Annotated in this window: 25 protein-coding genes; 6 read left to right on the top strand and 19 right to left on the bottom strand. The window is 74.7% G+C overall.

Going from position 1 to position 23126, the window contains the following annotated elements; genetic code table 11:
• Positions 1 to 40: 40 nt before the first annotated feature.
• The 3 genes from guaB to D7294_RS00915 form a co-directional block, all read right to left on the bottom strand.
• Entirely contained in the window at positions 41 to 1546 is a 1506-nt protein-coding gene (gene guaB / locus D7294_RS00930; protein ID WP_120674365.1) for an IMP dehydrogenase, read from the bottom strand.
• Positions 1547 to 1669: 123 nt separating this feature from the next.
• A complete protein-coding gene (gene shbA, locus D7294_RS00920) occupies positions 1670 to 2245 on the bottom strand; it encodes an RNA polymerase sigma factor ShbA (protein WP_277751059.1) in 576 nt (191 codons plus the stop codon).
• 250 nt (positions 2246 to 2495) lie between these two features.
• The gene (locus D7294_RS00915) at positions 2496 to 3107 is read right to left on the bottom strand and encodes a response regulator transcription factor (protein WP_019431595.1); all 612 of its coding nucleotides are present in this window, start codon (positions 3105 to 3107) and stop codon (positions 2496 to 2498) included.
• A gap of 320 nt (positions 3108 to 3427) precedes the next feature.
• Between D7294_RS00915 and D7294_RS00910 the strand changes: the two genes are divergently transcribed.
• Positions 3428 to 3754: a WhiB family transcriptional regulator gene (locus tag D7294_RS00910; RefSeq protein WP_120674361.1), complete on the top strand. Its 327-nt coding sequence runs from the start codon at positions 3428 to 3430 to the stop codon at positions 3752 to 3754.
• A 155-nt stretch (positions 3755 to 3909) separates the two neighbouring features.
• Positions 3910 to 4686 carry an SDR family NAD(P)-dependent oxidoreductase gene (locus D7294_RS00905; RefSeq protein ID WP_120674359.1) on the top strand — a complete coding sequence of 259 codons (777 nt, stop codon included), beginning with the start codon at positions 3910 to 3912 and terminating at the stop codon, positions 4684 to 4686.
• Between the two features lie 132 nt (positions 4687 to 4818).
• Here the strand turns inward: D7294_RS00905 and groL are convergent, their stop codons facing one another.
• The 3 genes from groL to D7294_RS00890 all read right to left on the bottom strand — a co-directional run bounded on the left by groL (position 4819) and on the right by D7294_RS00890 (position 8126).
• Positions 4819 to 6441 carry a chaperonin GroEL gene (gene groL / locus D7294_RS00900; protein WP_120674357.1) on the bottom strand — a complete coding sequence of 541 codons (1623 nt, stop codon included), beginning with the start codon at positions 6439 to 6441 and terminating at the stop codon, positions 4819 to 4821.
• Positions 6442 to 6590: 149 nt separating this feature from the next.
• Positions 6591 to 6899 (bottom strand): co-chaperone GroES, encoded by a 309-nt coding sequence (gene groES, locus D7294_RS00895; protein WP_113686677.1) that lies wholly within the window; start codon positions 6897 to 6899, stop codon positions 6591 to 6593.
• Between the two features lie 249 nt (positions 6900 to 7148).
• Complete coding sequence (locus D7294_RS00890; protein WP_241562008.1) at positions 7149 to 8126, bottom strand: polysaccharide deacetylase family protein; 978 nt, start codon at positions 8124 to 8126, stop codon at positions 7149 to 7151.
• A 103-nt stretch (positions 8127 to 8229) separates the two neighbouring features.
• On the opposite strand from D7294_RS00890, the gene D7294_RS00885 reads away from it, so the two are divergent.
• Complete coding sequence (locus D7294_RS00885) at positions 8230 to 9519, top strand: THUMP-like domain-containing protein (protein WP_120674353.1); 1290 nt, start codon at positions 8230 to 8232, stop codon at positions 9517 to 9519.
• On the opposite strand, the gene D7294_RS00880 is transcribed toward D7294_RS00885, so the two are convergent.
• From D7294_RS00880 to tsaB, 4 genes are read right to left on the bottom strand one after another with little or no spacing between them, the layout of a single operon-like run.
• Positions 9503 to 9742 (bottom strand): hypothetical protein, encoded by a 240-nt coding sequence (locus D7294_RS00880; protein WP_422070637.1) that lies wholly within the window; start codon positions 9740 to 9742, stop codon positions 9503 to 9505. The two genes, D7294_RS00885 and D7294_RS00880, sit on opposite strands and share 17 nt — an antisense overlap.
• A 14-nt stretch (positions 9743 to 9756) precedes the next feature.
• Positions 9757 to 10812, bottom strand: coding sequence for a tRNA (adenosine(37)-N6)-threonylcarbamoyltransferase complex transferase subunit TsaD (gene tsaD / locus D7294_RS00875; RefSeq protein ID WP_120674348.1), 1056 nt, complete (start codon positions 10810 to 10812; stop codon positions 9757 to 9759).
• A gap of 3 nt (positions 10813 to 10815) precedes the next feature.
• Positions 10816 to 11412, bottom strand: a complete 597-nt coding sequence (gene rimI / locus D7294_RS00870) for a ribosomal protein S18-alanine N-acetyltransferase (RefSeq protein WP_120674346.1) — start codon at positions 11410 to 11412, stop codon at positions 10816 to 10818.
• Complete coding sequence (gene tsaB / locus D7294_RS00865; RefSeq protein ID WP_120674344.1) at positions 11409 to 12068, bottom strand: tRNA (adenosine(37)-N6)-threonylcarbamoyltransferase complex dimerization subunit type 1 TsaB; 660 nt, start codon at positions 12066 to 12068, stop codon at positions 11409 to 11411. Before tsaB ends, rimI begins: the two co-directional genes overlap by 4 nt.
• Positions 12069 to 12257: 189 nt before the next feature.
• On the opposite strand from tsaB, the gene D7294_RS00860 reads away from it, so the two are divergent.
• A complete protein-coding gene (locus tag D7294_RS00860) occupies positions 12258 to 12854 on the top strand; it encodes a hypothetical protein (RefSeq protein WP_174248235.1) in 597 nt (198 codons plus the stop codon).
• A gap of 49 nt (positions 12855 to 12903) precedes the next feature.
• On the opposite strand, the gene tsaE is transcribed toward D7294_RS00860, so the two are convergent.
• Genes tsaE through alr form a run of 3 tightly spaced genes read right to left on the bottom strand, consistent with a single transcriptional unit; the run spans position 12904 to position 15813 of the window.
• Entirely contained in the window at positions 12904 to 13473 is a 570-nt protein-coding gene (gene tsaE / locus D7294_RS00855; RefSeq protein WP_241562007.1) for a tRNA (adenosine(37)-N6)-threonylcarbamoyltransferase complex ATPase subunit type 1 TsaE, read from the bottom strand.
• On the bottom strand, positions 13466 to 14617 hold the full coding sequence (locus tag D7294_RS00850; protein ID WP_241562006.1) for an alpha/beta fold hydrolase: 1152 nt from the start codon (positions 14615 to 14617) through the stop codon (positions 13466 to 13468). Before D7294_RS00850 ends, tsaE begins: the two co-directional genes overlap by 8 nt.
• On the bottom strand, positions 14614 to 15813 hold the full coding sequence (gene alr, locus D7294_RS00845) for an alanine racemase (protein WP_241562005.1): 1200 nt from the start codon (positions 15811 to 15813) through the stop codon (positions 14614 to 14616). The genes D7294_RS00850 and alr overlap by 4 nt, the downstream gene beginning before the upstream one ends.
• Before the next feature lie 105 nt (positions 15814 to 15918).
• On the opposite strand from alr, the gene D7294_RS00840 reads away from it, so the two are divergent.
• On the top strand, positions 15919 to 17391 hold the full coding sequence (locus tag D7294_RS00840) for an NAD(P)H-hydrate dehydratase (RefSeq protein ID WP_120674340.1): 1473 nt from the start codon (positions 15919 to 15921) through the stop codon (positions 17389 to 17391).
• Here D7294_RS00840 and D7294_RS00835 read toward each other — a convergent pair.
• The 3 genes from D7294_RS00835 to D7294_RS00825 form a co-directional block, all read right to left on the bottom strand.
• Positions 17352 to 17963, bottom strand: a complete 612-nt coding sequence (locus D7294_RS00835) for a Uma2 family endonuclease (RefSeq protein ID WP_120674338.1) — start codon at positions 17961 to 17963, stop codon at positions 17352 to 17354. The two genes, D7294_RS00840 and D7294_RS00835, sit on opposite strands and share 40 nt — an antisense overlap.
• A gap of 180 nt (positions 17964 to 18143) precedes the next feature.
• Positions 18144 to 18512, bottom strand: coding sequence for a holo-ACP synthase (locus D7294_RS00830; protein ID WP_120674336.1), 369 nt, complete (start codon positions 18510 to 18512; stop codon positions 18144 to 18146).
• Positions 18509 to 19300, bottom strand: a complete 792-nt coding sequence (locus D7294_RS00825; RefSeq protein ID WP_120674334.1) for a glutamine--fructose-6-phosphate aminotransferase — start codon at positions 19298 to 19300, stop codon at positions 18509 to 18511. The genes D7294_RS00830 and D7294_RS00825 overlap by 4 nt, the downstream gene beginning before the upstream one ends.
• 34 nt (positions 19301 to 19334) lie before the next feature.
• Between D7294_RS00825 and coaA the strand changes: the two genes are divergently transcribed.
• On the top strand, positions 19335 to 20378 hold the full coding sequence (gene coaA, locus D7294_RS00820; protein WP_120674332.1) for a type I pantothenate kinase: 1044 nt from the start codon (positions 19335 to 19337) through the stop codon (positions 20376 to 20378).
• A 91-nt stretch (positions 20379 to 20469) separates the two neighbouring features.
• Here coaA and glmM read toward each other — a convergent pair whose 3' ends face one another.
• The 3 genes from glmM to rplM form a co-directional block, all read right to left on the bottom strand.
• Positions 20470 to 21831: a phosphoglucosamine mutase gene (gene glmM / locus D7294_RS00815; protein ID WP_120674330.1), complete on the bottom strand. Its 1362-nt coding sequence runs from the start codon at positions 21829 to 21831 to the stop codon at positions 20470 to 20472.
• Positions 21832 to 21944: 113 nt separating this feature from the next.
• Entirely contained in the window at positions 21945 to 22457 is a 513-nt protein-coding gene (gene rpsI / locus D7294_RS00810; RefSeq protein WP_120674328.1) for a 30S ribosomal protein S9, read from the bottom strand.
• Between the two features lie 40 nt (positions 22458 to 22497).
• Positions 22498 to 22941 carry a 50S ribosomal protein L13 gene (gene rplM, locus D7294_RS00805; protein ID WP_120674326.1) on the bottom strand — a complete coding sequence of 148 codons (444 nt, stop codon included), beginning with the start codon at positions 22939 to 22941 and terminating at the stop codon, positions 22498 to 22500.
• Positions 22942 to 23126 lie beyond the last annotated feature (185 nt).

Genomic DNA, 23126 nt, shown 5'->3' with positions numbered 1-23126 from the left:
CCTTCCTTGCGGTGTGCACGCCCCAGTATCGCGGAGGGGCTCACCGCCCCGAGTAGTTGGGCGCCTCGGTCGTCATCTGGATGTCGTGCGGGTGGCTTTCCTTGAGACCGGCGGCCGTGATCCGCACGAAGCGCCCCCGCTCCTTGATCTCGGGGATCGTCCGGCCGCCGAGGTAGTACATCGACTGGTGCAGCCCGCCGACGAGCTGGTGCACGACGGAGGCCAGCGGGCCGCGGAAGGGCACCTGGCCCTCGACGCCCTCGGGGATCAGCTTCTCGTCGTCGCCCACGTCCTGCTGGAAGTAGCGGTCCTTGGAGAACGAGCGGCGCTCGCCGCGCGACTGCATCGCGCCGAGGGAGCCCATCCCCCGGTAGGACTTGAACTGCTTGCCGTTGATGAACAGCAGCTCGCCCGGGGACTCCTCGCAGCCGGCCAGCAGGCTGCCGAGCATCACGGTGTCCGCGCCGGCCACCAGGGCCTTGGCGATGTCGCCGCTGTACTGCAGGCCGCCGTCGCCGATGACCGGGATGCCCGCCTCGCGGGCGGCGAGCGAGGCCTCGTAGATCGCGGTGACCTGGGGGACGCCGATCCCGGCGACCACCCGCGTGGTGCAGATGGAGCCCGGGCCCACGCCCACCTTGATGCCGTCCACGCCCGCGTCCACCAGCGCCTTGGCGCCGTCCCTGGTGGCGACGTTGCCGGCGACCACGTCCACGCCCTCGTGGTGGGACTTGATCTTGGCGGCCATCTCCGGGACCAGCCGGGAGTGCCCGTGCGCGGTGTCCACCACGAGGAAGTCCACCCCGGCCTCGATCAGGGCCTCGGCCCGCTCGTAGGCGTCGCCGGTGACGCCGACCGCGGCGCCGACGATCAGGCGTCCCTCGGCGTCCTTGGCGGCGTTGGGGTACTGCTCGGCCTTCACGAAGTCCTTGACGGTGATCAGCCCGCGGAGCCTGCCCTCGTCGTCGACCAGCGGCAGCTTCTCGATCTTGTGCCGCCGCAGCAGCTCGACGGCCTCCTGGGCCGAGATCCCGACCCGCCCCGTGACCAGCGGCATCGGGGTCATCACCTCGCGTACCTGCCGGCCGCGGTCGGGCTCGAAGGCCATGTCCCGGTTGGTGACGATGCCCAGCAGCCGCCCGGCCGCGTCGGTGACCGGCACGCCGCTGATCCGGAAGCGCCCGCACAGCTCGTCGGCCTCCCGCAGCGTGGCGTCCGGGCCGATGGTGATCGGGTCGGCGACCATGCCGGACTCCGAGCGCTTGACCCGGTCGACCTGGGCGGCCTGCTCCTCGATCGACAGGTTCCGGTGCAGCACGCCGGCGCCGCCCTGCCTGGCCATGGCGATGGCCATCCGGGCCTCGGTGACCTTGTCCATCGCGGCGGAGATCAGCGGAACGTTCACCCGGACGTTGCGCGTGAGGCGCGAGGAGGTGTCGATGTCGCCCGGCTCCATGTCCGCGGCACCCGGCAGCAGCAGCACGTCGTCGAAGGTCAGTCCAAGCGCCGCGAACTTCTCCGGCACCCCACCCGCGTAATCAGTCATGACAGCCTTCCGTGCGCTTCCCTGCTCCCCTCGGGCCCACCCGGCCGGGGTGTCCAGCTTACGGCCCCGGCACACCTCACCCGGACGGCCGGGGAGCACGCCCGGCCCGCGGCCGGGGCGGGGTCAGCGGCCGGCGAGGTCGCGCAGGCGGGAGAGGGCGCGGTGCTGGGCGACCCGGACGGCCCCGGGCGACATGCCGAGCTTCTGCCCGGTCTCCTCCGCGGTCAGCCCGATGGCGACCCGGAGCAGCACCAGCTCGCGCAGGTGCCGGGGAAGGTTGGCGAGCAGCCGCCTGGCCCACTCGGCGTCGCTGCTCTGCAGCGCCCGCTCCTCCGGTCCGAGGGAGTCGTCGGGCCGCTCGGGCATCTCGTCGGAGGGCACCGCGGTGCTGCCGGGGCCGCGCAGCGCGGCGCGCTGGAGGTCGGCGACCTTGTGCTGGGCGATGGAGACGACGAAGGCGTCGAAGGGCCGCCCGGTGTCGCGGTAGCGCGGCAGCGCGCACAGCACCGCGAGGCACACCTCCTGGGCGAGGTCGTCGACGAAGTGCCTGGCCTCTCCCGGCAGCCGGGCCAGCCGCACCCGGCAGTAGCGCACGGCCAGCGGATGCACGTGGGCCAGCAGGTCGTGGGTGGCCTGGGCGTCCCCCTCGGCCGCGCGATGCACGAGGGCGCCGATCCCGGTGCTGTCGTCATCGCGCATCGGTCCATGGTGCACCGTCGTCGCACGGTCCGGGCCACCATGGGCCGAGTTGTGCACCGAAGCGTTATGTGCGGGCGCGATGGGAGTCACGTCCCCAGCTCTCCCCTCGCACCAGGCTTGCTCGTCCCCAAGGAGCGTCATGCATTCAAGGATGCGGCACCCGGGAATCTTTTGAATCCCGCTCCTCACCGGACGGGGTGACAGCGGCCGGCCGCGTTCCCCGTCGACCCCCGTCCGGTCTTCTCCGCCCTCAGCGGACCAGGCCCCAGCGGAAGCCGAGGGCCACGGCGTGCGCCCGGTCCGAGGCGCCGAGCTTCTTGAACAGCCGCCGGGCGTGGGTCTTGACGGTGTCCTCCGACAGGAACAGCTCCCTGCCGATCTCCGCGTTCGACCGGCCGTGGCTCATGCCCTCGAGCACCTGGATCTCCCGGGCGGTCAGCGTGGGCGCGGCCCCCATGTCGGAGGAGCGCAGGCGACGCGGGGCCAGGCGCCAGGTGGGATCGGCGAGCGCCTGGGTGACGGTGGCGCGCAACTCGGCGCGCGAGGCGTCCTTGTGCAGGTAGCCGCGGGCCCCGGCGGCGACGGCGAGCGCCACGCCGTCCAGGTCCTCGGCCACGGTCAGCATGATGATGCGCGCTCCCGGGTCGGCGGACAGCAGCCGCCTGACGGTCTCGACGCCGCCGAGGCCCGGCATCCGGACGTCCATCAGAATGAGGTCGGAGCGGTCGGCGCCCCAGCGGCGGAGGACTTCCTCGCCGTTGGCAGCGGTCGTGACCCGCTCGACGCCGGGCACGGTCGCGACCGCGCGGCGGAGCGCCTCCCGGGCGAGGGGGGAGTCGTCGCAGACGAGGACGGAAGTCATGGCCGCCCTCCGCAGCTGATGCGCATCACCTTGAGCCTCCAGGCAGTTCGTGTCGTCACCTACGCGATTGGCAGGCCGTGCCAACCGCCTCCGCCCTCTCAACGACGGTCACCCGAAAGAGTTACGGTCGCCGATCACACAGCAGCAGCACTCTACGTGAGCGACCGCTCACGGAACAGCCGTGCTCCGGTAAACACGCCGGATGTTGCTTTTTGCCCTTTTTAGACCTTTTTGCCCCTCAAGGGGGTTTCATGGCTATATTCGACTGGTAGTCATATTTACATCTGCTTCCACAGCCTTGATGACGATGGGACACTGTCATGGCAGATTTCTCCCGCCTTCCGGGCCCCAACGCCGACCTGTGGGACTGGCAGCTGCTCGCCGCCTGCCGTGGAGTGGACAGCTCGCTGTTCTTCCACCCGGAGGGCGAGCGCGGCGCGGCCCGCAGTGCCCGCGAGGAGGCGGCGAAGGAGGTGTGCATGCGCTGTCCGGTGCGCGCGGAGTGCGCGGCGCACGCGCTGTCGGTCCGCGAGCCCTACGGCGTCTGGGGCGGTCTCACCGAGGACGAGCGCGAGGAGCTGCTCGGCCGGGCCAGGCGCGGCCTGGTCGACGCGAGCGCCGCTCACCGGCGTGAAGCCCACCACTGACCTCCCGTGACGTCCTGGCCGCTCCCCCGTGCCGGGCCGGCCCGGGGCGAGCAGAGGCGCGCCGGGCGGGACGGGCCCCGCCGGGTCACGGCCCGGCCCGTGCTCCGCCCGCACCTCGGCACGCGCCCAGCCGGGTGCCCACTACGGTCCCTCTCATGACAACGGCTTTGGTGACAGGAGCGACCTCGGGCATCGGCGCCGCCTTCGCCCGGCGGCTGGCCCGCGACCGGTACGACCTGGTGCTGGTGGCACGCGACCGCGAGGCGCTGCGGCGGCAGGCGACCGAACTGCACGACCGGCACGGGGTCGAGGCCGCGGTGCTCGGCGCCGACCTGGCGACCGAGGAGGGCATAGCGGCCGTGGCCGACCGGCTCCAGGACCGTTCCCAGCCGGTGGGACTGCTGGTCAACAACGCCGGCTTCGGGCTGAGCGGCCCCTACCTGGACGCCTCGGTGGCCGAGGAGCTGGCGATGCTGCGGGTGCACTGCGAGGCGGTGCTCCGGCTGACCTCGGCCGCCGCCGGGGCGATGCGCGAGCGGGGCCGGGGCGGGGTGGTGAACGTGGCCTCCGTGGCGGCCTTCCTGAACCGCGGCACCTACGGGGCCTCGAAGGCGTGGGTGGTGCGCTTCACCGAGGCGGCGGCGCGGGAACTGCGCGGCAGCGGGGTGCGGCTGCTGGCGCTGTGCCCCGGCTTCGTGCGCACCGAGTTCCACCGGCGGGCCGGGATGCGGGTGGACCGGATCCCCGGGTGGATGTGGCTGGACGCCGACCGGGTGGTGGACGCGGGGCTGCGGGACCTGGCCCGGGGCCGGACGGTCAGCGTCCCCGACGCCCGCTACAAGATCCTCATGGGAGCCGCCAGGCTGCTGCCGCGCGCGGCGCTCGGCGGCCTGACCTCGCGGGCCGGCCGCCGGTTCGGCCCGCAGCACTGAGGCGCGGGGACCGCGGCGCGCCACGCCCGCCCCCGCCCGTCGAACGAGCCGACCCGGCAAGCGGAAGGCCCGCCGGGCCGGACCTGATGTCCGGCCCGGCGGGCCCACGTGCGTGCGGCGGGCGCCGCGGCCTCAGTGCGCGTGGCCGTGGCCGTGCCCGGCCTCCTCCGGCTCCTCCTCCTTCTTCTCCACCACCAGGGTCTCGGTGGTGAGCAGCAGGGAGGCGATGGAGGCGGCGTTCTGCAGCGCGGAGCGGGTCACCTTGACCGGGTCGATGACGCCGTCCTTCACCAGGTCGCCGTAGGTGCCGGTGGCCGCGTTGAAGCCCTGGCCCTTGTCGAGGTCGGCCACCTTGGAGGTGATCACGTAGCCCTCGAGGCCGGCGTTCTCGGCGATCCAGCGCAGCGGCTCCACCGCGGCCCGGCGCACGATCGCCACGCCGGTGGCCTCGTCACCGGTGCGGCCCAGGCCGTCGTCCAGCACCTTCGCGGAGTGCACCAGGGAGGCGCCGCCGCCGGGGACGATGCCCTCCTCGACCGCCGCGCGGGTGGCGGAGATGGCGTCCTCCAGGCGGTGCTTCTTCTCCTTCAGCTCCACCTCGGTGGCGGCGCCGACGCGGATGACGCACACGCCGCCGGCCAGCTTGGCGAGCCGCTCCTGGAGCTTCTCGCGGTCCCAGTCGGAGTCGGTGGTCTCGATCTCGGCCTTGATCGTCGCCACCCGGCCCTCGATGTCGGCCGCGTTGCCCGCGCCGTCGACGATCGTGGTGTCGTCCTTGGTGACCGTGACGCGGCGGGCGCGGCCCAGCACGTCGAGGCCGACCTGGTCGAGCTTGAGGCCGACCTCCTCGGAGATCACGGTGGCGCCGGTGAGCGTCGCCATGTCGCCGAGCATCGCCTTGCGGCGGTCGCCGAAGCCGGGGGCCTTGACGGCCACCGAGTTGAACGTGCCGCGGATCTTGTTCACCACGAGGGTGGAGAGCGCCTCGCCCTCGACGTCCTCGGCGATGAGCAGCAGCGGCCGCGAGGAGCCGGCCTGCATGATCTTCTCCAGCAGCGGGAGCAGGTCCTGGATGGAGGAGATCTTGCCCTGGTGGATCAGGATGTAGGGGTCGTCGAGGACGGCCTCCATGCGCTCCTGGTCGGTGACCATGTAGTGCGACAGGTAGCCCTTGTCGAAGGCCATGCCCTCGGTGAAGTCCAGCTCGAGGCCGAAGGTCTGCGACTCCTCGACGGTGATGACGCCGTCCTTGCCGACCTTGTCCATCGCCTCGGCGATCAGCTCGCCGACCTGCTTGTCCTGCGCGGAGAGCGCGGCGACCGCGGCGATGTCCTCCTTGGAGTCGATCGGCCTGGCGCCCGCCTTCAGGTCCTCGGCCACGGCGGCCACGGCGGCGTCGATGCCCCGCTTGAGACCGGCGGGGGAGGCGCCGGCGGCGACGTTGCGCAGCCCCTCGCGGACGAGCGCCTGGGCCAGCACGGTGGCGGTGGTGGTGCCGTCGCCCGCGATGTCGTTGGTCTTGGTCGCCACCTCCTTCACCAGCTGGGCGCCGAGGTTCTCGTAGGGGTCGTCCGCCTCGACCTCACGCGCGATGGTGACGCCGTCGTTGGTGATCGTCGGGGCGCCGAACTTCTTGTCGATGACGACGTTGCGCCCCTTGGGACCGATGGTCACCTTGACCGCGTCGGCGAGCTTGTTCACGCCGCGTTCGAGGGCGCGCCTGGCGTCCTCGTCGAATTTCAGGATCTTCGCCATGGGTGTGGTTGTCCCTTGTGCCTAGTCTTCTCGGTGAACGTCGTCCGAACGGCCGCGCCCCGGGCCCCGGGCCCGGCCCGACTCAGGATTCGGGAATCAGGCGCGGGTACCGGGGCGCGGCGTGGAGTACTGCGGTACGCCGGGTGCCGTTACTTCTCGATGATCGCGAGGACGTCGCGAGCCGAGAGGACGAGGTAGTCCTCGTTGTTGTACTTCACCTCGGTGCCGCCGTACTTGCTGTAGAGCACGATGTCGCCGACCTTGACGTCGAGCGGCAGGCGGTTGCCGTCCTCGAAGCGGCCGGGACCCACGGCAAGGACGGTGCCCTCCTGGGGCTTCTCCTTGGCGGTGTCCGGAATGACCAGGCCAGAGGCCGTGGTCTGCTCGGCGTCGAGCGGCTGGACCACAATGCGGTCCTCGAGCGGCTTGATGGCAACCTTGGAGCTGACGGTCGTCACGATCCGACCTCCCCCTTCGGAGATCACGGGGTTATCTATGGCTGGATGGCGACCTGGTGGACCCGTCGTCGCGGGTGCCGGATCCGCCTGTCGCGCGGTGATTGGCACTCACCGGTGGAGAGTGCCAACGCCGAGATTATGCGGCGGTTAGCACTCAGTCAACTAGAGTGCCAACGCCCTCGGGGTGTCGGGAGCCTAGCCGCAGGCGACCCGGCCCGGGCGCGCGGCGCGCCGCCGGGCCGGCGGCGCTCAGACGTAGTCTTCCAGCCGGGCGACGGCGAACCCCTGTTCGGTCACGGTCCGCAGGAGGCGGCGGACCATGTCGGGCATGCTCGCCTGCCATTCGGCCTCCCCGCGGAAGTGCGTGAGGATGATGTCTCCCGGGTGCAGCCTGCGATCGCCCCGGCCCCAGTCGATCCGGTCGGGGAACGCCTCCTCCGCCCACAGCGGCACCACCTCGATGCCGCAGGAGGCCGCGGCGCGCAGGGTGTCGCGGTTGTAGGCGCCGTAGGGCGGGCGGAAGAGGGTGGGGCGCTCGCCGATCTCGCGCTCCAGGTTGTCCTGCTGGCGGCAGATCTCGGCGCGCTGCTCCGCGTAGGAGAGTGCGGTCAGCTCCCGGTGGTTGACGGTGTGGTTCTGCATCCCGGCGCCCTCGCGGTGCGCCTTCCTGAAGTAGCCGTAGTCGGCGCGGGCCACCTCGTCGGAGAGGAAGCCGGTGAAGGGCACGTCGAGTTCGCGCAGCATCCGCAGCAGCTCCGGGTCCTTCTCCGCGCCGTCGTCGATGGTGAGGAAGACCACCTTCTCCTCGGTGGGCACCTGGACGAGGACCGGAGGCAGCCCCTTGCCGGTGAGGTGGCCGGGCTCGCTGACCAGCCCCGGCTTCCGCCTCGGCGGCGTGGGGGCCCGCAGCGGAACGCGCGGCAGCCCCCAGGACTTGGCGGCCGCGACGCGGAGCGCCTCCGCGTGCTTGAGGTTGCGCGCGTAGCCGGCCAGCGCGTCGGCGAGGCCGAGCGCCTGGGCGCGCTGCGGTGCGCCGAAGGGCAGGCCGCCGCCGAGTTCGGGACCGCCGGGCGCGGGCGCGGCGGCGCTCGGCAACCGGGCGGAGGCGTCGGATTCGCCCTCCGGGGCGGCGGGCCTGAGGAACGCGGGCAGTCCCGCGCCGGAACAGATCAGGGCGAGTATCGTCGCCCCGCCCAGGGCGGCACCCCGCAGCAGCCGACGTTTCACCCTTTGATCATTTTGTCGCACTTGTCCGATAATCTCCATGGCTCGGGATGCTGCCACCGCGGGCGCCGATCCGCCGACCGCCGTTCCGCGCCGCCCGGGGAGAATGACCCGGGTGGCCTCCTCTCCCCCGCGCCGCCCGGCGGCACCCGCCCCGCCCGGCGCCCCCGACCCCCGCGCCTCCTTCCTCGCCCTGCTGACCGAGGAGGGCCAGGACCTGCTCGGCCAGCTGCGCGGCCTCGCCCCCGCCGACGAGCTCGCCACGGCCACCCGCCTGCGCCGCGCCCACCCGCCCTCGCTGGTCTCCGCCGCCCTCACCCAGGCCCGGCTGCGGCAGCGCGCGGCCGCCAAGTTCGGCGCGGAGGCGGAGCGGATGTACTTCACGCCCGAGGGCGTGGAACAGGCCACCCGCGCCCCCGTCGCCGCCCGGCGCGCGGAGCGTTTCGCCGCGCTCGGCGTGCGCCGGATCGCGGACCTGTGCTGCGGGATCGGCGGCGACGCCCTCGCCCTGGCCCGCGCCGGCCTCGCCGTGCTCGCCGTCGACCGGGACCCCCTCACCTGCGCGGTCGCCGAGGCCAACGCGGCGGCGCTCGGCCTCGCCGACCGCATCGAGGTGCGCCGGGAGGCCGTCGAGGACACCGACCTCGCGGGCCTGGCCGCGCGCGGCGAGATCGACGCGGTGTTCGCCGACCCCGCGCGCCGCGGCGGACGCGGCCGGGTCTTCGACCCCGAGGCGTACTCTCCCCCGCTCTCCTGGGCCCTGGGGGCCGCCCGCCACACCCGGTGGGCGGCGCTGAAGCTCGCCCCCGGGCTCCCGCACGAGGCCGTGCCCGAGGACGCGGAGGCCGAATGGGTCTCCCACCGGGGGGAGGTGAAGGAGGCCGTGCTGTGGTTCGGCACCGGCCGCCCGGCCGGCCAGGCCCCGCCGCGGCGCGCCACCCTGCTGCCCTCCGGCGTCTCGCTCACCGGCACGGGCGCCGCCAAGGCGCCGACCGGCCCGCCCGCCCGCTACCTGTACGAGCCCGACGGCGCCGTGATCAGGGCCCACCTGGTGGCCGAGGCCGCCGAGCGCCTCGGCGGCCACCTCCTGGACCCGACGATCGCCTACATCGCCAGCGACCGCCCCCCTGCCCCGCCCGCGGAGGGCGACGCGGCCTTCGCCACCGCCTACGAGGTCACCGACGTGCTGCCCTTCCACGTGAAACGGCTGCGTGCCCTGCTGCGGGAGCGCGGCGTCGGCACCGTGACCGTCAAGAAGCGCGGCTCCGCGCTCACCCCTGAGGAGCTGCTGAAGCGGCTCAAGCCCCAGGGCCCGGGCGCGGCCACGGTGTTCCTCACGCGGGTGGCGGGACGCCAGGCGATGCTCCTGGCCCGGCCCTTCAGCCGACCGGAGTGAACCGCCAGCGGTGCACCGGGCGGTGCAGCAGCCCGGCCGGCGGGTCCGGCAGCTCGGGCGGGCCGCCGACAGGCTCCGGCTCCCCGTACCAGGTGATCACCAGCACCCGGTCGGGCTCGGCGGTGAAGGTCTCGCGGCGGCTCGGGGCCGGGCTCAGCCGCTGGGCGCGCACCCAGTCGAGCAGCTCGCCGCCCCGCCCGGCCGCCGCCCTCGCCTCCCACATCAGCGCCACCGCCATCAGTGGTGGTGCCCCGCGGGAACGTGCGGCCGCGTCACCGGCAGGGAGGAGTCAGCGGGCAGGTCCCAGGCGGAGGGCTGCCGGTTCCTCGCCACCATCTCCGCGCCGAGCGCGGCCACCATCGCGCCGTTGTCGGTGCACAGCTTCGGCCGCGGCACCCGCAGCGTGATCCCGGCCGCCGCGCAGCGCTCCTCGGCCATCGCCCGCAGCCTGGAGTTGGCCGCCACGCCCCCGCCGATCATCAGGTGCTCCACGCCCTCGGCGCGGCAGGCCCGGATCGCCTTGCGCGTCAGCACGTCGGTGACCGCCTCCTGGAAGGAGGCCGCCACGTCGGCCACCGGCACCGCGACCCCCGCGGCCCGCTGCGTCTCCACCCAGCGGGCGACCGCCGTCTTCAGGCCGGAGAAGGAGAAGTCGAACGGCGCGTCCCGCGGGCCGGTCAGCCCGCGCGGGAACCGCACCGCCTCCGGGTCGCCCTCCCTGGCCAGCCGGTCGATGGCGGGGCCGCCGGGGAAGCCGAGCCCGAGCACCCTGGCCACCTTGTCGAACGCCTCGCCCGCCGCGTCGTCGATGGTGGCGCCGAGCGGCCGGACGTCGGCGGTGATGTCGGGCGCCAGCAGGAGCGAGGAGTGCCCGCCCGAGACCAGCAGCGCCATCGTCGGCTCGGGCAGCGGCCCGTGTTCCAGCTGGTCGACACAGATGTGGGAGGCCAGGTGGTTGACGCCGTACAGCGGCTTGCCGAGCGCGTACGCGTACGCCTTCGCGGCCGAGACCCCGACCAGCAGGGCCCCCGCGAGCCCGGGCCCGGCCGTGACGGCGATCGCGTCCAGGTCGGCGGCCGCGACCCCGGCCTCGGCCAGCGCCCGCTCGATGGTCGGGACCATCTCCTCCAGGTGCGCCCGGCTCGCGATCTCCGGCACCACGCCGCCGTACCTGGCGTGGTCGTCCACGCTGGAGGCGACGGCGTCGGCGAGCAGCGTGTGGCCGCGGACGACGCCGACGCCGGTCTCGTCGCACGAGGTCTCGATGCCGAGGACGAGGGGTTCGTCAGCCATGCTTCATTCCCTGCCGCTTTCCTTGTGACGTTCCCTGCGATGTTCCCTGTGACGTTCCCTGTGACGTTCGCCGCCGCCTTCCGGGGGGCTCCCCCGGTGACCTTCCCGGCCGCCGGGCGGCAGCTCCAGGCGCATCACCAAAGCGTCCTGGCCGCCCGGCTGGTAGTAGCCGCGGCGGATGCCGACGGGCCGGAAGCCGAACCGGGTGTACAGCCGCTGCGCCCGCTCGTTGTCCATCCGCACTTCGAGCAGCACCTCGTGACAGCCGAAGCCCGCCGCCGCGTCGAGCAGCGCCGCAAGCAGCCGCGCCCCGAGCCCGGTGCCCTGGTACGCCCGCGTGACCCCCAGGGTCATCACGTCCCCCGTCCCGCCGGCCGCCCCGAGGCCCCCGTAGCCCGCGAGCCCGCCGCCCTCCCGCTCGGCCACCAGGTACGCGCGGCTGCGCCGCGGCCCGCGCGCCCCGGCCAGCTCCGACCAGAACATCCCGGCCGACCAGGCGTCCTCGGGAAAGAGCTCGGCCTCGAGTCCCAGCACGGCGTCGATGTCCCACCAGCGCATCTCGCGCAGCGCCACCGCGCCGCCCGCCGCCCCTGCCGTCATCCGCGGGTGACCGCCTTGTAGCCGGTGGGCACCTTCGCGTCCGGGCGCCGCAGGTACCGCGGGCGCGGCGGCGGCAGTTCCTCCCCCGCGGCCAGGCGCTCGGCCGCCAGCGCGGCCAGCGCCCCGGCCGCCACGTGCTCCGGCAGGTCCGCGCGCAGCCCCGGGAAGAACTCCGGGTACAGCCGCGCCCCGGCGCCCGCCGCGGGCAGCGCCGCGACCTCGGCCGGCAGCTCGCCGGGCCGGTCGACCGCGGGCCCCGAGGTCCGGGTGCGGAAGTCCGCGTAACGGGCCCAGTAGACCTCTTTCCTGCGGGCGTCCGCCGCCACCACGAACGGCTCCCCGAGCCCGGTGGCGTACGCGAGGCCGTCCAGCGTGCACAGGCCGTACACCGGCAGCCCCCTGGCCGCACCGATGGCCTGGGCCGTGGCCAGGCCCACCCGCAGCCCCGTGTAGGGACCGGGGCCGGTGCCCACGACCAGCGCGGTCACCTCCCTCAGCGGGCGCCCCGCCTCGCCGAGCACCCGGTCCACGGCCACGAGCAGCAGCTCCCCGTGCCGTCTGGCGTCGACCTCGCCCGAGGAGGCCAGCACCCGCTCCCCGTCGTGCAGGGCGACGGTGACGGCGGGGGTCGCGGTGTCGAGCGCAAGCAACAGCACGGGAGCAAGGGTACGGCTCCCCCGCGGGCACCCGGCCGCCTGGTAGCGTCGGCGGAAAACCCGCGGACGGCCCCCGCGCCCCCCGAGGCCGGCGCCGCGACCGGCCGCAGGGCCGCGGGGGCCGGCCGGTGAGCCGCCGGCCCCGCGCACGTCCCTGGAGAGCACCCGGAGAAAGGCGGCAGCAGAACCGTGGCGCGCCATCAGTCAGGCTCGGGTTCCGGTGTCTTCGTCACCGTCCTGACCGCCTCCGCGCTCGCCGTCGTCGCCTTCTTCGCCTACCAGGCGTCGGGGGCGGACGAGCCGGCCGCGGGCCCCGCCACGCCGCCCTCCGACTCGGCCTCGCCGAGCGCCGAGGGCGACGGCAGCGGGGGCGAGGCCGGCGAGGAGCCGGCGCTGCCCGCCGACTCGGGAGAGGGCAGGCGCGTCGTCTACTCGCTCGGGCAACAGCGGGTCTGGCTCGTCGAGGAGAGCGAGGACGGCACCGGCGAGGCGGTCGCCGGAACCTTCGAGGTCTTCCCCAGCTCGGTCAGCCCGGAGCCCGGCGAGTACCACGTCTCCTCGCGGACCGAGCAGGGCACCGGCTCCGACGGCGTGCCCATCGAGCACTCGGTGGTGTTCGACACGAACCCCGAGGGCGTCGTCTTCGGCTTCTCCGCCGCCCTCGACGGCTCGGCCCCCGACCCGAACGCCGAGCAGCGCACCGGCGGCATCCGGCAGACCCGCGAGGACGGCTCGGCCACCTGGGACTTCGCCTCCGAGGGCACGACGGTCGTCGTCGTGTCCTGAGGCGGCGCCGCGCGGGCCCCGCTGCCCGGGCCCGGGGCCGCCCCGGGCCTCAGGCCGTGGCCGGCAGGGCGGGGAAGGCCACGCCCCGCCAGCGCGCGCCGACGCCCCGCACGGTCACCTGGCGCACGTCCTCCTCCGGAATTCCGTTCTCCCCCACCGGGCCCCGGGCATCCCCGCTCCCCGCCTGCTCCCCCGAGGGGCCGCCGGTGCCCGTGCTGCGGTGGATGGTGACGTGCAGCCGGTCCTCGGACAGCTCCTCGACCCGGCCCTCGCCCCACTCGACGACCACCACGGAGTCGGGCAGCGCCACGTCCAGGTCGAGGTCCTCCATCTCCTCCAGGCCCCCGGCGAGCCGGTAGGCGTCCACGTGGACCAGCGGCGGCCCCCCGGCCAGCGGCGGATGCACGCGGGCGATGACGAAGGTCGGCGAGGTGACCGCCCCGCGCACCCCGAGCCCCTCGCCGATCCCCCTGGTCAGCGTCGTCTTGCCGGCGCCGAGCTCACCCGTGAGGAGGACCAGGTCGCCGGGTGCCAGCAGGGCCGCCAGGCGCCTGCCGAGGTCCCGCATCCGCTCCGGCCCCGGCACCGTGAGCGCGACGCCCGCAGAGAGCTCATTCATGGGACTGGATGCTACGCGCCAGCAGCCTGGCCAGCTGTTCGTTGACCACCCCCGGGGCCTCGAGCAGCAGCAGGTGGCCCGCGCCCGGCACCACCACGAGCTCCGCGGACTCCAGTTCGGCGGCGATCCGCTCGCTGTGCGCCAGCGGCGTCATCTCGTCCCGGTCCCCGGTCAGCACCAGCACCGGCAGCCGGGCGGCGAGCCGGTTCAGCACGGCGAGGGCCCCCGGCTTGTCGTGCGCGCTGACCGCCGGGTAGAAGTCGGCCACCACGTCGATCGGCACCGACTCGATGAGCCGTTCCGCGAACCGCGCCACCCCGGCGTCCACATCCGCCGGCACGCCGAAGGAGTAACGCCGTATCAGCCCGGCGTACAGGTCGCCGAGCGCGCGCCTGCCGCGCTCCACGAGCTCCACCTGCGAGCCGAGCGCCCGGAGCACCCCCGGCAGCGCCTTGCGCGCCGCCCAGTGGACGGGCGCCGGCATCCCGTACGTCACCTCGGTGAGCCCCCCGGCCGAGGCGCCGAGGAACGCGATCCCGGCCACCCGCTCGGCCACGTACCCGGGGAACTGCTCGGCGAGCGCCATCACCGTCATCCCGCCCATGGAGTGGCCCACGAGCACCACGGGCCCGCGCGGCGCGGCCACGTCGAGGACGGCCTTCAGGTCGCGGCCGAGCTGGTCGATGGTGACCGGCTCCTTCGCCTCCCGCTGGGCCCGGCCGCGTTCGGAACGGCCGTGGCTGCGCTGGTCCCAGTACACGGCCCTGGCCGCGCCGCGCAGCGCGGCCCGCTGGAAGTGCCACACGTCCTGGCTGAGGCAGTAGCCGTGGCTGAAGACCACGGTCACCGGCTCCTCGCCCCCGCCCGCCGGCCCCTGGCCGCCCGGCGGGAGCGCGGCCGCCTCGGCGGCGGCCAGCCCCTCGGGCCCGGCCGGCTCGTCGGTCTCGTAGTACAGCTGCGTGCCGTCCTCGGCGCGCGCCCACCCGGCGGTGCCGCGCAGCGTGCCGTAGGGGCCCGCGGTGTCCAGGGCCAGCCTGGCCTGGCGGCGCACCGAGCGGCTCACCGTCAGCCGCTCCACGGCCACCGTGGTGGCGATCGCGCCGAGCGCCACCCCCGCGATCCCCAGCCGCCGCGGCCAGCTCACCGCGCCTGCCCTCCCTTGGGGCCGGCCGCCTCCGCGGCGGGCGGGGTCTCGCCCAAATAGTGCCGCGTCACCCGCGGCCCGATGCGGGTGACGATCTCGTAGCCGATGGTCCCGGCGGCGCGCGCCCAGTCCTCCGCGGTCGGCTCGCCCCGGTCGCCCGGGCCGAACAGCACCGCCTCGTCGCCGACGCACGCGCTGTCCCCGCCGAGGTCGACCACGAACTGGTCCATCGCCACCCGCCCGGCGATCATCCGCAGCTTGCCCGCGACCAGCACGGGCCCGCCGCCCGAGGCGTGCCGCGGCACGCCGTCGGCATAACCGGCGGGCACCAGCGCCAGCGTGGTCTCCCCCGGGGTGACGTAGCGGTGGCCGTAGCTGACGCCGTGCCCGCCGGGCACCCGCTTGACGGCGGCCAGCCTGGCCCGCAGCGTCATCACGGGCCGCAGCCCGAAGTCCTCCGGGGTGCCGACCTCGGGCGAGGGCGAGAGGCCGTAGACGGCGACGCCGGTGCGCACCAGATCGTAGTGCGCCTCGGGCAGGGTCAGGGTGGCGGGCGAGTTGGCGAAGTGCCGCACCTCGGGGTCGAGCCCGGCCCGGGCCGCCACGGCCAGGGCGTCGGCGAACGCCCGCTGCTGGGCGGCGATCGAGGGGTGCCCCGGCTCGTCGGCGCAGGCGAAGTGCGACCACAGGCCGGTCACCCGCACGGCGCCCGACGCCTCGGCGGCCCGGGCCGCCGCGACCAGGTCCGGCCAGTCGGCCGGCGGGCAGCCGTTGCGGCCGAGCCCGGTGTCCACCTTCAGGTGAATGCGCGCCGGCCGGCCCGCCGCGCGGGCGGCGGCCACCGCCTCGGTCAGGGCCCACCGGCCGCTGACGGAGATGTCCACCCCGGCCTCGACGGCGCGCCGCCAGGGCCCGCCTGGCACCCACAGCCAGCACAGCACCCGGCCGGTGTCCCCCGCGGCGCGCAGCGCCAGGGCCTCCTCGGGGGTGGCGGTGCCGATCCAGGCGGCCCCGGCCTCACGGGCGGCGCGGGCACACGGGAGGAGGCCGTGGCCGTAGGCATCGGCCTTGACCACGGCCATCAACGCGGCCCCGGGCGCCAGCCGCCGGCGCAGCGCCCGGACGTTTCCGCGCAGCGCGGCGAGGTCGATGTCGGCCCGGAGACGCCAGTCTTCCGGCGGTGCAGGATCGTTCATTGCTTCCCAGTGTCGCAGCAGGGTTTCGCGGTGACGGCCTTCGCCCCGGCACCATCCTCGCCCCACGGCGGGCCGCCCGCGAAGGCTCGGGCCAGACTTGGGTCCATGAGGAGTGCGTACCGAGTGGAGACCGTTCGCGCGGCCGAGCGGGTGCTGCTGGCCAGTCTGCCGGAGGGCGCCCTGATGGCGCGGGCCGCCGCGGGACTTGCCGCGGCCTGCGCCCGGCTGCTGCCCGGCGGGCGGCCGCGGCGCGTCGCCCTGCTGGTCGGCAGCGGCGACAACGGCGGCGACGCCCTGTTCGCGGGGGCCCGCCTCGCCCGCCGCGGGGTGGGCGTCACGGCCCTGCTGCTGAACCCGGAGCGGGCGCACCCGGCCGGGCTCGCGGCGCTGCGCGCGGCGGGCGGCAGAACGGCCGGGGCCGACGCGGCGGAGGGGGTGCTGGGCCGGGCGGACCTGGTCGTGGACGGCATCACGGGCATCGGCGGGCGCGGCGGCCTGCGGCCCGGGGCCGCGGAGCTGGCCGAACTGCTCGACCGCGCGGGCGAGGAGGGGCCCCCGGTGGTGGCCGTCGACCTGCCGAGCGGCGTGGACGCGGACACCGGCGAGGTGCACGGGGCGGCCCTCCGGGCCACGCTGACCGTCACCTTCGGCGCCTGCAAGCCGGGGCTGCTGGTGGACCCCGCCCGGGAGTTCGCGGGCGAGGTGCGCCTGGTGGACATCGGGCTCAGGCCCGAACTCCCGGCCGAGCCCGACCTCGTGGCCCTGGAGGCGGCCGACGTGGCGGCGCTGCTGCCGCGCCCGGCGGCGGAGAGCGACAAGTACCGGCGCGGGGTGGTGGGCGTCGCGGCCGGCTCGGAGCGGTACCCGGGCGCCGCCGTGCTCGCGGTCGGCGGGGCGCTGTGCGGCGGCGCGGGCGCGGTGCGGTACGCGGGCCCGGCGGGGGCGGGGGTGCTGGCCCGCTACCCGGAGACGCTGGTCTCCGCGGGGCCGCCGAGCCGGGCCGGGCGGGTGCAGTCCTGGGTGGTCGGCCCGGGCGTGGGCGACGACCCGAACGCGCGGGCGACGGTGGACGACGTGCTGGCGGCCGAGGTGCCGGTGCTGATCGACGCCGACGGGCTGCGCGGGCTCGATCCGGAGCGGGTCAGGGCACGCCGCGCGGCCACGGTCCTCACCCCGCACGCGGGCGAGGCGGCGGCCCTGCTCGGCGGGGACCGCGCCGGGGTGGAGGCGTCCCGGCTGGGCTCGGTGCGGAAGCTGGCGGAACGCTTCGGTGCCGTCGTGCTGCTGAAGGGCTCGACCACCCTGATCGCCGCCCCGGGCGGCGGCCCGGTGCACGTCAACCCGACGGGGACGCCCTGGCTGGCCACGGCCGGCAGCGGGGACGTGCTCTCCGGCCTCGTGGGCTCCCTGCTCGCGGCGGGCCTCGCGCCGGTGCAGGCCGCGGCCACCGGCGCCTACCTGCACGGCCTTGCCGGCCGCCTGGCGCCCACTCCCGCCACCGCCACGACGGTCACCGCGGCCCTGCCCGAGGTGTGGGATCAGCTGCTGAGCGCCACGGAGGTGTCGAGCGAGGGATAGGGCGCGGGCAGCGGCAGCATGTCGCCCAGCTTCACCTCCTCGACGGCCTCGTAGCGCGCCTCGCCCGGCACCGGCTCGCGGTACGCGTACGCCTTGCCCTCCTGCCGGTGGATCACCACGTACACCGGGACCCCGGAGGCGGCGTAGGTGCGGAACTTGGGGCCGGTGTCGAACTCGTGGTTGGTCGAGGTGACCTCGCCCACCAGCGCGAGCAGTTCGGAGGAGTACCAGCCGCCGTTCGCCCGGCGGAACTGCTCGTCGAGGTCGGTCGGTTCGCGGTGCAGCACGTTGAAGTCGGGCACGGCCAGGGAAGCCTTGAGCTTTTCCCGAGGGGGGAAGCGGAAGCCCTCCCCGAAGCCGACGTGGTCGAAGCCCGCGGCCTCGAACTGGCCGACCAGCAGCCTGATCGCCCGATTGTGCGGGCGGTCCGGATACGGCGTCACAAGCAATGCCCCCTCGTAGTACTCGTGCCGAAGGGGCGCGGGAGCCGCCGCTTCGTACGCAGCCAGCAGTTCCACGGGGTCGAGGTCAGTCGGGCGGTTCTTCGGTTCACTCATGGGCTCGGCGGCCATCGCTGTCACCGTCATCCTCCCTCTCGGTCTCGCCAGGTTACGTCCGGGCTCGTCACCCCGTTGGCAGATTGCCCTGGGACACCAGTCCTGCGCACGCCGTCACGAGTTCTTTCACTCCTTGGGATGATCTCGGCGCGAACGGGGAACTTCCGGGCACGCCGTCTCGGAGCGCCGGGCCGCTCAGCCCTCCGCGATGACCACCGCGGAGGCCACCCCCGCGTCGTGGCTCAGGGAGACGTGCCAGGCCAGGACGCCGAGTTCGGCCGCGCGGGCCGCCACGGTGCCGCGCACCTCCAGGCGCGGCCGTCCCGAGTCCTCCTGGCGGATCTCCGCGTCCCTCCAGCGCAGCCCGCCCGGCGCCCCCAGCGCCTTGGCGACCGCCTCCTTCGCCGCGAACCTGGCCGCCAGCGAGGCCACCCCCCGCCGCTCCCCGCCCGGCAGCAGCAGCTCGGCCGGCACGAAGAGCCGGTCCGCGAGCTCGGGCGTGCGCTCCAGGGAGCGCGCAAAGCGGTCGATCTCCGCCACGTCGATCCCCACACCGACGATCACGCCCGCACCACTCCCCCGTCCAGGTCGGTGACCTCGCACCGCACCTCGTCCGCCTCCGGGTGGTCGCGCCGCAGCACCACCACCCCGGCCTCTCCGCCGAGCCGCAGCACCTCGCGCGTGGCCTGTCCGCCGAAGGCCGCCGGGTCGGAGGCGAGGTAGGACTCCCCCTCGCCCACCCCCACCGCGAGCGGCGCCCCGCGGCAGGCGCCCACCACCGCGTCGGGCTGGTCGGCGTGCACCGCGAGCAGGGAGAAGCTGCCGCGCAGCGAGCGGCACACCTGCCGCATCGCCTCGCCGAGCTCCACGCAGGAGGAGAAGGCCTCGGCCAGCAGGTGGGCCACCACCTCGGCGTCCGCCTCCGAGACCAGGCCGTGGCCCCGCGCGGCCAGCTCGGCGCGCAATTCGCCGCGGTTGTCCAGGCCGCCGTCGTGCACCACGGCGACCCGGCCCGAGGCATCCAGCCGCGGCGCCGCCTCCGGCGCGCCCTGGGCGGAGTGCGCGCCCGCCGCGCCACCCAGCCGGCCGACGGCGCACGCCCCGGTCGGCAGCGGGCGCCCGCGCAGCGCCTCGCGCAACTTCGGCAGCCCCCCGCACGCCCCGGCCGCCGCGAGGCCGCCGTCCGCGAGCACGGCGACCCCGGAACTGCCCACGGCCGCCGCCGTGTTGGGCCCCTCCGCCGCTCCTGGGCCCGCCCCGGGGCCCGCGCCCGGCCCGGCCAGCCGGCCGAGCCCCTCCAGCACCGCGTCGAGGGCCGACTGGACTCCTACGTAACCGACCATCCCGCACATGCGGGCAGACTAGCCGGGGGCGGAGAATGTCCGGGTGTCCACCTCGCTCCACCGGTCCGCCGGCCCCGAGCCGTCCCCGGAATCCGCCCCCCAACCGGCTCGGGAACCGGCCGGGAAACCCGCCCCCGGGGCCGCGTCCACCCGCGCCCAGGCGAGCCCCACCCCGTTTCTCGACCTGGGCCGCGAGGAGTGGAGCGCCCTGCGCGAGCGGACCCCGCTCCCGCTGACCGCGCAGGAGCTTGACGGGCTGCGCAGCCTCGGGGACGTCATCGGCCTCGACGAGGTCCGCGAGGTCTACCTGCCGCTCTCCCGGCTGCTCAACCTCCACGTCGGCGCCACCCACCGGCTGCGCGGCGCCCTCGCCGCCTTCCTCGGCCCCGCCGCCGCGAGGCCGCCGAGCCCGTTCGTCATCGGCATCGCCGGCAGCGTCGCCGTGGGCAAGTCCACCGTCTCCCGGCTGCTGCGCGCGCTGCTCGCCCGCTGGCCCGAGCACCCGCGCGTGGAGCTGGTCACCACCGACGGCTTCCTGCTGCCGAACGCCGAGCTGGCCCGCCGCGGCCTGATGCGCCGCAAGGGCTTCCCCGAGTCCTACGACCGGCGGGCGCTCACCCGCTTCGTCGCGGAGGTCAAGGCGGGCCGCGAGACGGTGCGCGCCCCCGTCTACTCCCACCTGACCTACGACATCGTCCCCGGCGAGACGCTCACCGTGCGCCGCCCCGACGTGCTGATCGTGGAGGGGCTCAACGTGCTGCAGGCCGCGCCGCCCGGCCGGGTGGGCCTGGCCGACTACTTCGACTTCTCGATCTACGTCGACGCCAGGACCGCCGACATCCGGACCTGGTACCTCGACCGGTTCCGCGCGCTGCGGGCCACCGCCTTCCGTGACCCGCAGTCGTACTTCAGCACGTACGCCGCCCTCCCGGAGGAGGAGGCCCTGGCCTACGCCCTGGAGAACTGGCGGACCATCAACGAGCCGAACCTGGTGGAGAACATCGCCCCGACCAGGGCCCGGGCCACGCTCGTCCTGCAGAAGGGGGGCGACCACGCCGTGCGGCGCGTGCGCCTGCGCGCGCTGTGAACGCGCGCCGTGCGTCTCGCGCCGAACGCGCCCGCCGAACGCCCCTCCCGCCCGCCGAACGCCCCCGCCGGACGCCCCGGGTCCTGCGGGCTCAGCCGAGCGCCGACTTGACCGCGTCCGCGAGACCGGCGGCCACGGTGCCCGCCTGGGCCGCGTCGGCCGCCTCCACCATCACGCGCACGAGGGGCTCGGTGCCCGAGGGCCGCAGCAGCACCCGCCCGGTCTCGCCGAGCTGCCGCTCCGCCTCCGCGACGGCCTCCGCGAGCTCCCGCGACTCGGAGACCCGGCTCTTGTCGACGTCGGGCACGTTGATCAGCACCTGCGGCAGCCGCTCCATCACGGCGGCCAGCTCGGAGAGCGGGCGGCGGGTGGCGGCCACCCTGGCGGCGAGCAGCAGCCCGGTGAGGGTGCCGTCGCCGGTCGTGGCGTGGTCGAGGACGATCACGTGGCCCGACTGTTCCCCGCCGAGCGAGTAGCCGCCGCGCTTCATCTCCTCCAGCACGTAGCGGTCGCCGACCGCGGTGTGCTTCAGCCGCACGCCCTCGCGCTCCATGGCCAGCGTGAAGCCGAGGTTCGACATCACGGTGGCGACGACCGTGTCGTGGGCGAGCCGCCCGGCCTCCCGCATCGCGAGGCCGAGCACCGCCAGGATCTGATCCCCGTCGATCTCCCGGCCCTCGCGGTCGGCCGCCAGGCACCGGTCGGCGTCCCCGTCCACGGCGATGCCCAGGTCGGCGCCCTCGGCCACCACCGCGCCGCGCAGCGCGTCCAGGTGCATCGTGCCGTAGCCGTCGTTGATGTTGAGCCCGTCCGGCTCGGCGCCGATCGTGACCACCTCGGCGCCGGCCCTGGCGAATGCCTCGGGGGCCACCCGGGAGGCGGCGCCGTGCGCGGCGTCGATGACGACCCGCAGGCCGTCCAGCCGGTTGGGCAGCGCGCTCACCAGGTGGGAGACGTACATGTCGAAGCCCTCGCCGTAGTCGGTGACCCGGCCCACCCCGGCGCCGACCGGCCGGTCCCAGGGCTCGCCCGCGGCGTGCTCGCGGTACGCCGCCTCGATCCGGTCCTCCAACTCGTCGGCCAGCTTGTGCCCGCCGCGGGCGAAGAACTTGACGCCGTTGTCCGGCATCGGGTTGTGGCTGGCCGAGAGCATCACGCCGAAGTCCGCGCCGAGCGCGCCGGTCAGGTAGGCGACGGCGGGGGTCGGCAGCACGCCCACCCGCAGCACGTCCACGCCCGCGCTGGCGAGCCCCGCCACCACGGCCGCCTCCAGGAACTCCCCGGACGCCCGCGGGTCGCGCCCGACGACGGCGACCGGCCGTCGCGCCGGGCCGTCGCCCGAGGGGGCCGCGAGCACGCCGACGGCGGCAACCGACAGGCCGAGGGCCATCTCGGCCGTGAGATCCGCGTTGGCGACGCCCCGCACGCCGTCGGTGCCGAAGAGTCTTCCCACTGTTTTTCCTCCGAGTTTCCGCCCAGTTCCGGCAGAATCGCCGGCGCGTAAACCCTATAAAACGAGCGCCCCGGCAGCACGGAGGTGCTGCCGGGGCGCCGAAAAGTACCCGATTAGCGCTTGCTGTACTGCGTACCCTTGCGGGCCTTCTTCAGACCGGCCTTCTTCCGCTCCACGGAACGCGCGTCGCGGGTCAGGAACCCGGCCTTCTTCAGCGGGCCGCGGTTGTTGTCCACGTCCGCCTCGTTCAGCGCGCGGGCCACGCCCAGCCGCAGCGCGCCGGCCTGGCCGGAGACGCCGCCGCCGGAGATGCGGGCGACCACGTCGTAGCGGTCGTCGAGTTCGAGGACCTTGAACGGCTCGTTGACCGACTGCTGGTGCACCTTGTTGGGGAAGTAGTTCTCCAGGGTGCGGCCGTTGATCTTCCACTTGCCGGTGCCGGGCAGGATGCGCACGCGGGCGATCGCGTTCTTCCGCCGGCCGGTGCCGGCGCCGGGCTGCGGCTCGCCGAAGCGGGCCGCGACGGTCTCGGGCGAGGCCTCGAACTCCTCCGGCGCGCTCTCGGTCGTGTACTCCTCGACCTCGGGGACCTCGGCGTCAAGGGACTCAGGGGTGGGCTCGGCCACGATTCTCCTCAGATTCTCTTTCGTCTTAGGGGTGGCCGGACTACTGCGCGACCTGGGTGATCTCGAACGGCACCGGCCGCTGGGCGGCGTGCGGGTGCTCGGGGCCTGCGTAGACCTTCAGCTTGGAGAACATCTGGCGGCCGAGGCTGTTCTTCGGGAGCATGCCCTTGACCGCCTTCTCCACCGCCTTCTCCGGGTTCTTGGCCAGCAGGTCCTGGTAGCGGACGGACCGCAGACCGCCCGGGTAACCGGAGTGCCGGTAGGCCAGCTTCTGGGTCGCCTTGTTGCCGGAGAGGTGCACCTTGTCGGCGTTGACGATGATGACGAAGTCACCGGTGTCAACGTGCGGCGCGTACACCGGCTTGTGCTTGCCCCGCAGCAGGGAGGCGGCCTGGGAGGCCAGACGGCCCAGAACGACGTCGGACGCGTCGATGACGTGCCACTGCCGCTGGATGTCGCCGGGCTTGGGGCTGTACGTACGCACGGGTCGTAGCCTTCGCTTCTTCAGTGTGGAGAGATCCTGACAAGGCCACCCGGCGATCACGGCAGTGACGACCGCGCTCCGGCGACGCAAACCGGGCGCTGGCCGCTGGCGGACCATCCTGGTGGACCGGCGCAAGGCCCCTCACGTGAGATCGAGCAAGCCATACGCAGAGTTTTATATTTCGA

This window comes from Streptomyces hoynatensis, from assembly GCF_003626535.1.
Lineage (GTDB): Bacteria > Actinomycetota > Actinomycetes > Streptomycetales > Streptomycetaceae > Streptomyces > Streptomyces hoynatensis.
This window is presented reverse-complemented; position numbering and strand designations above follow the sequence as displayed.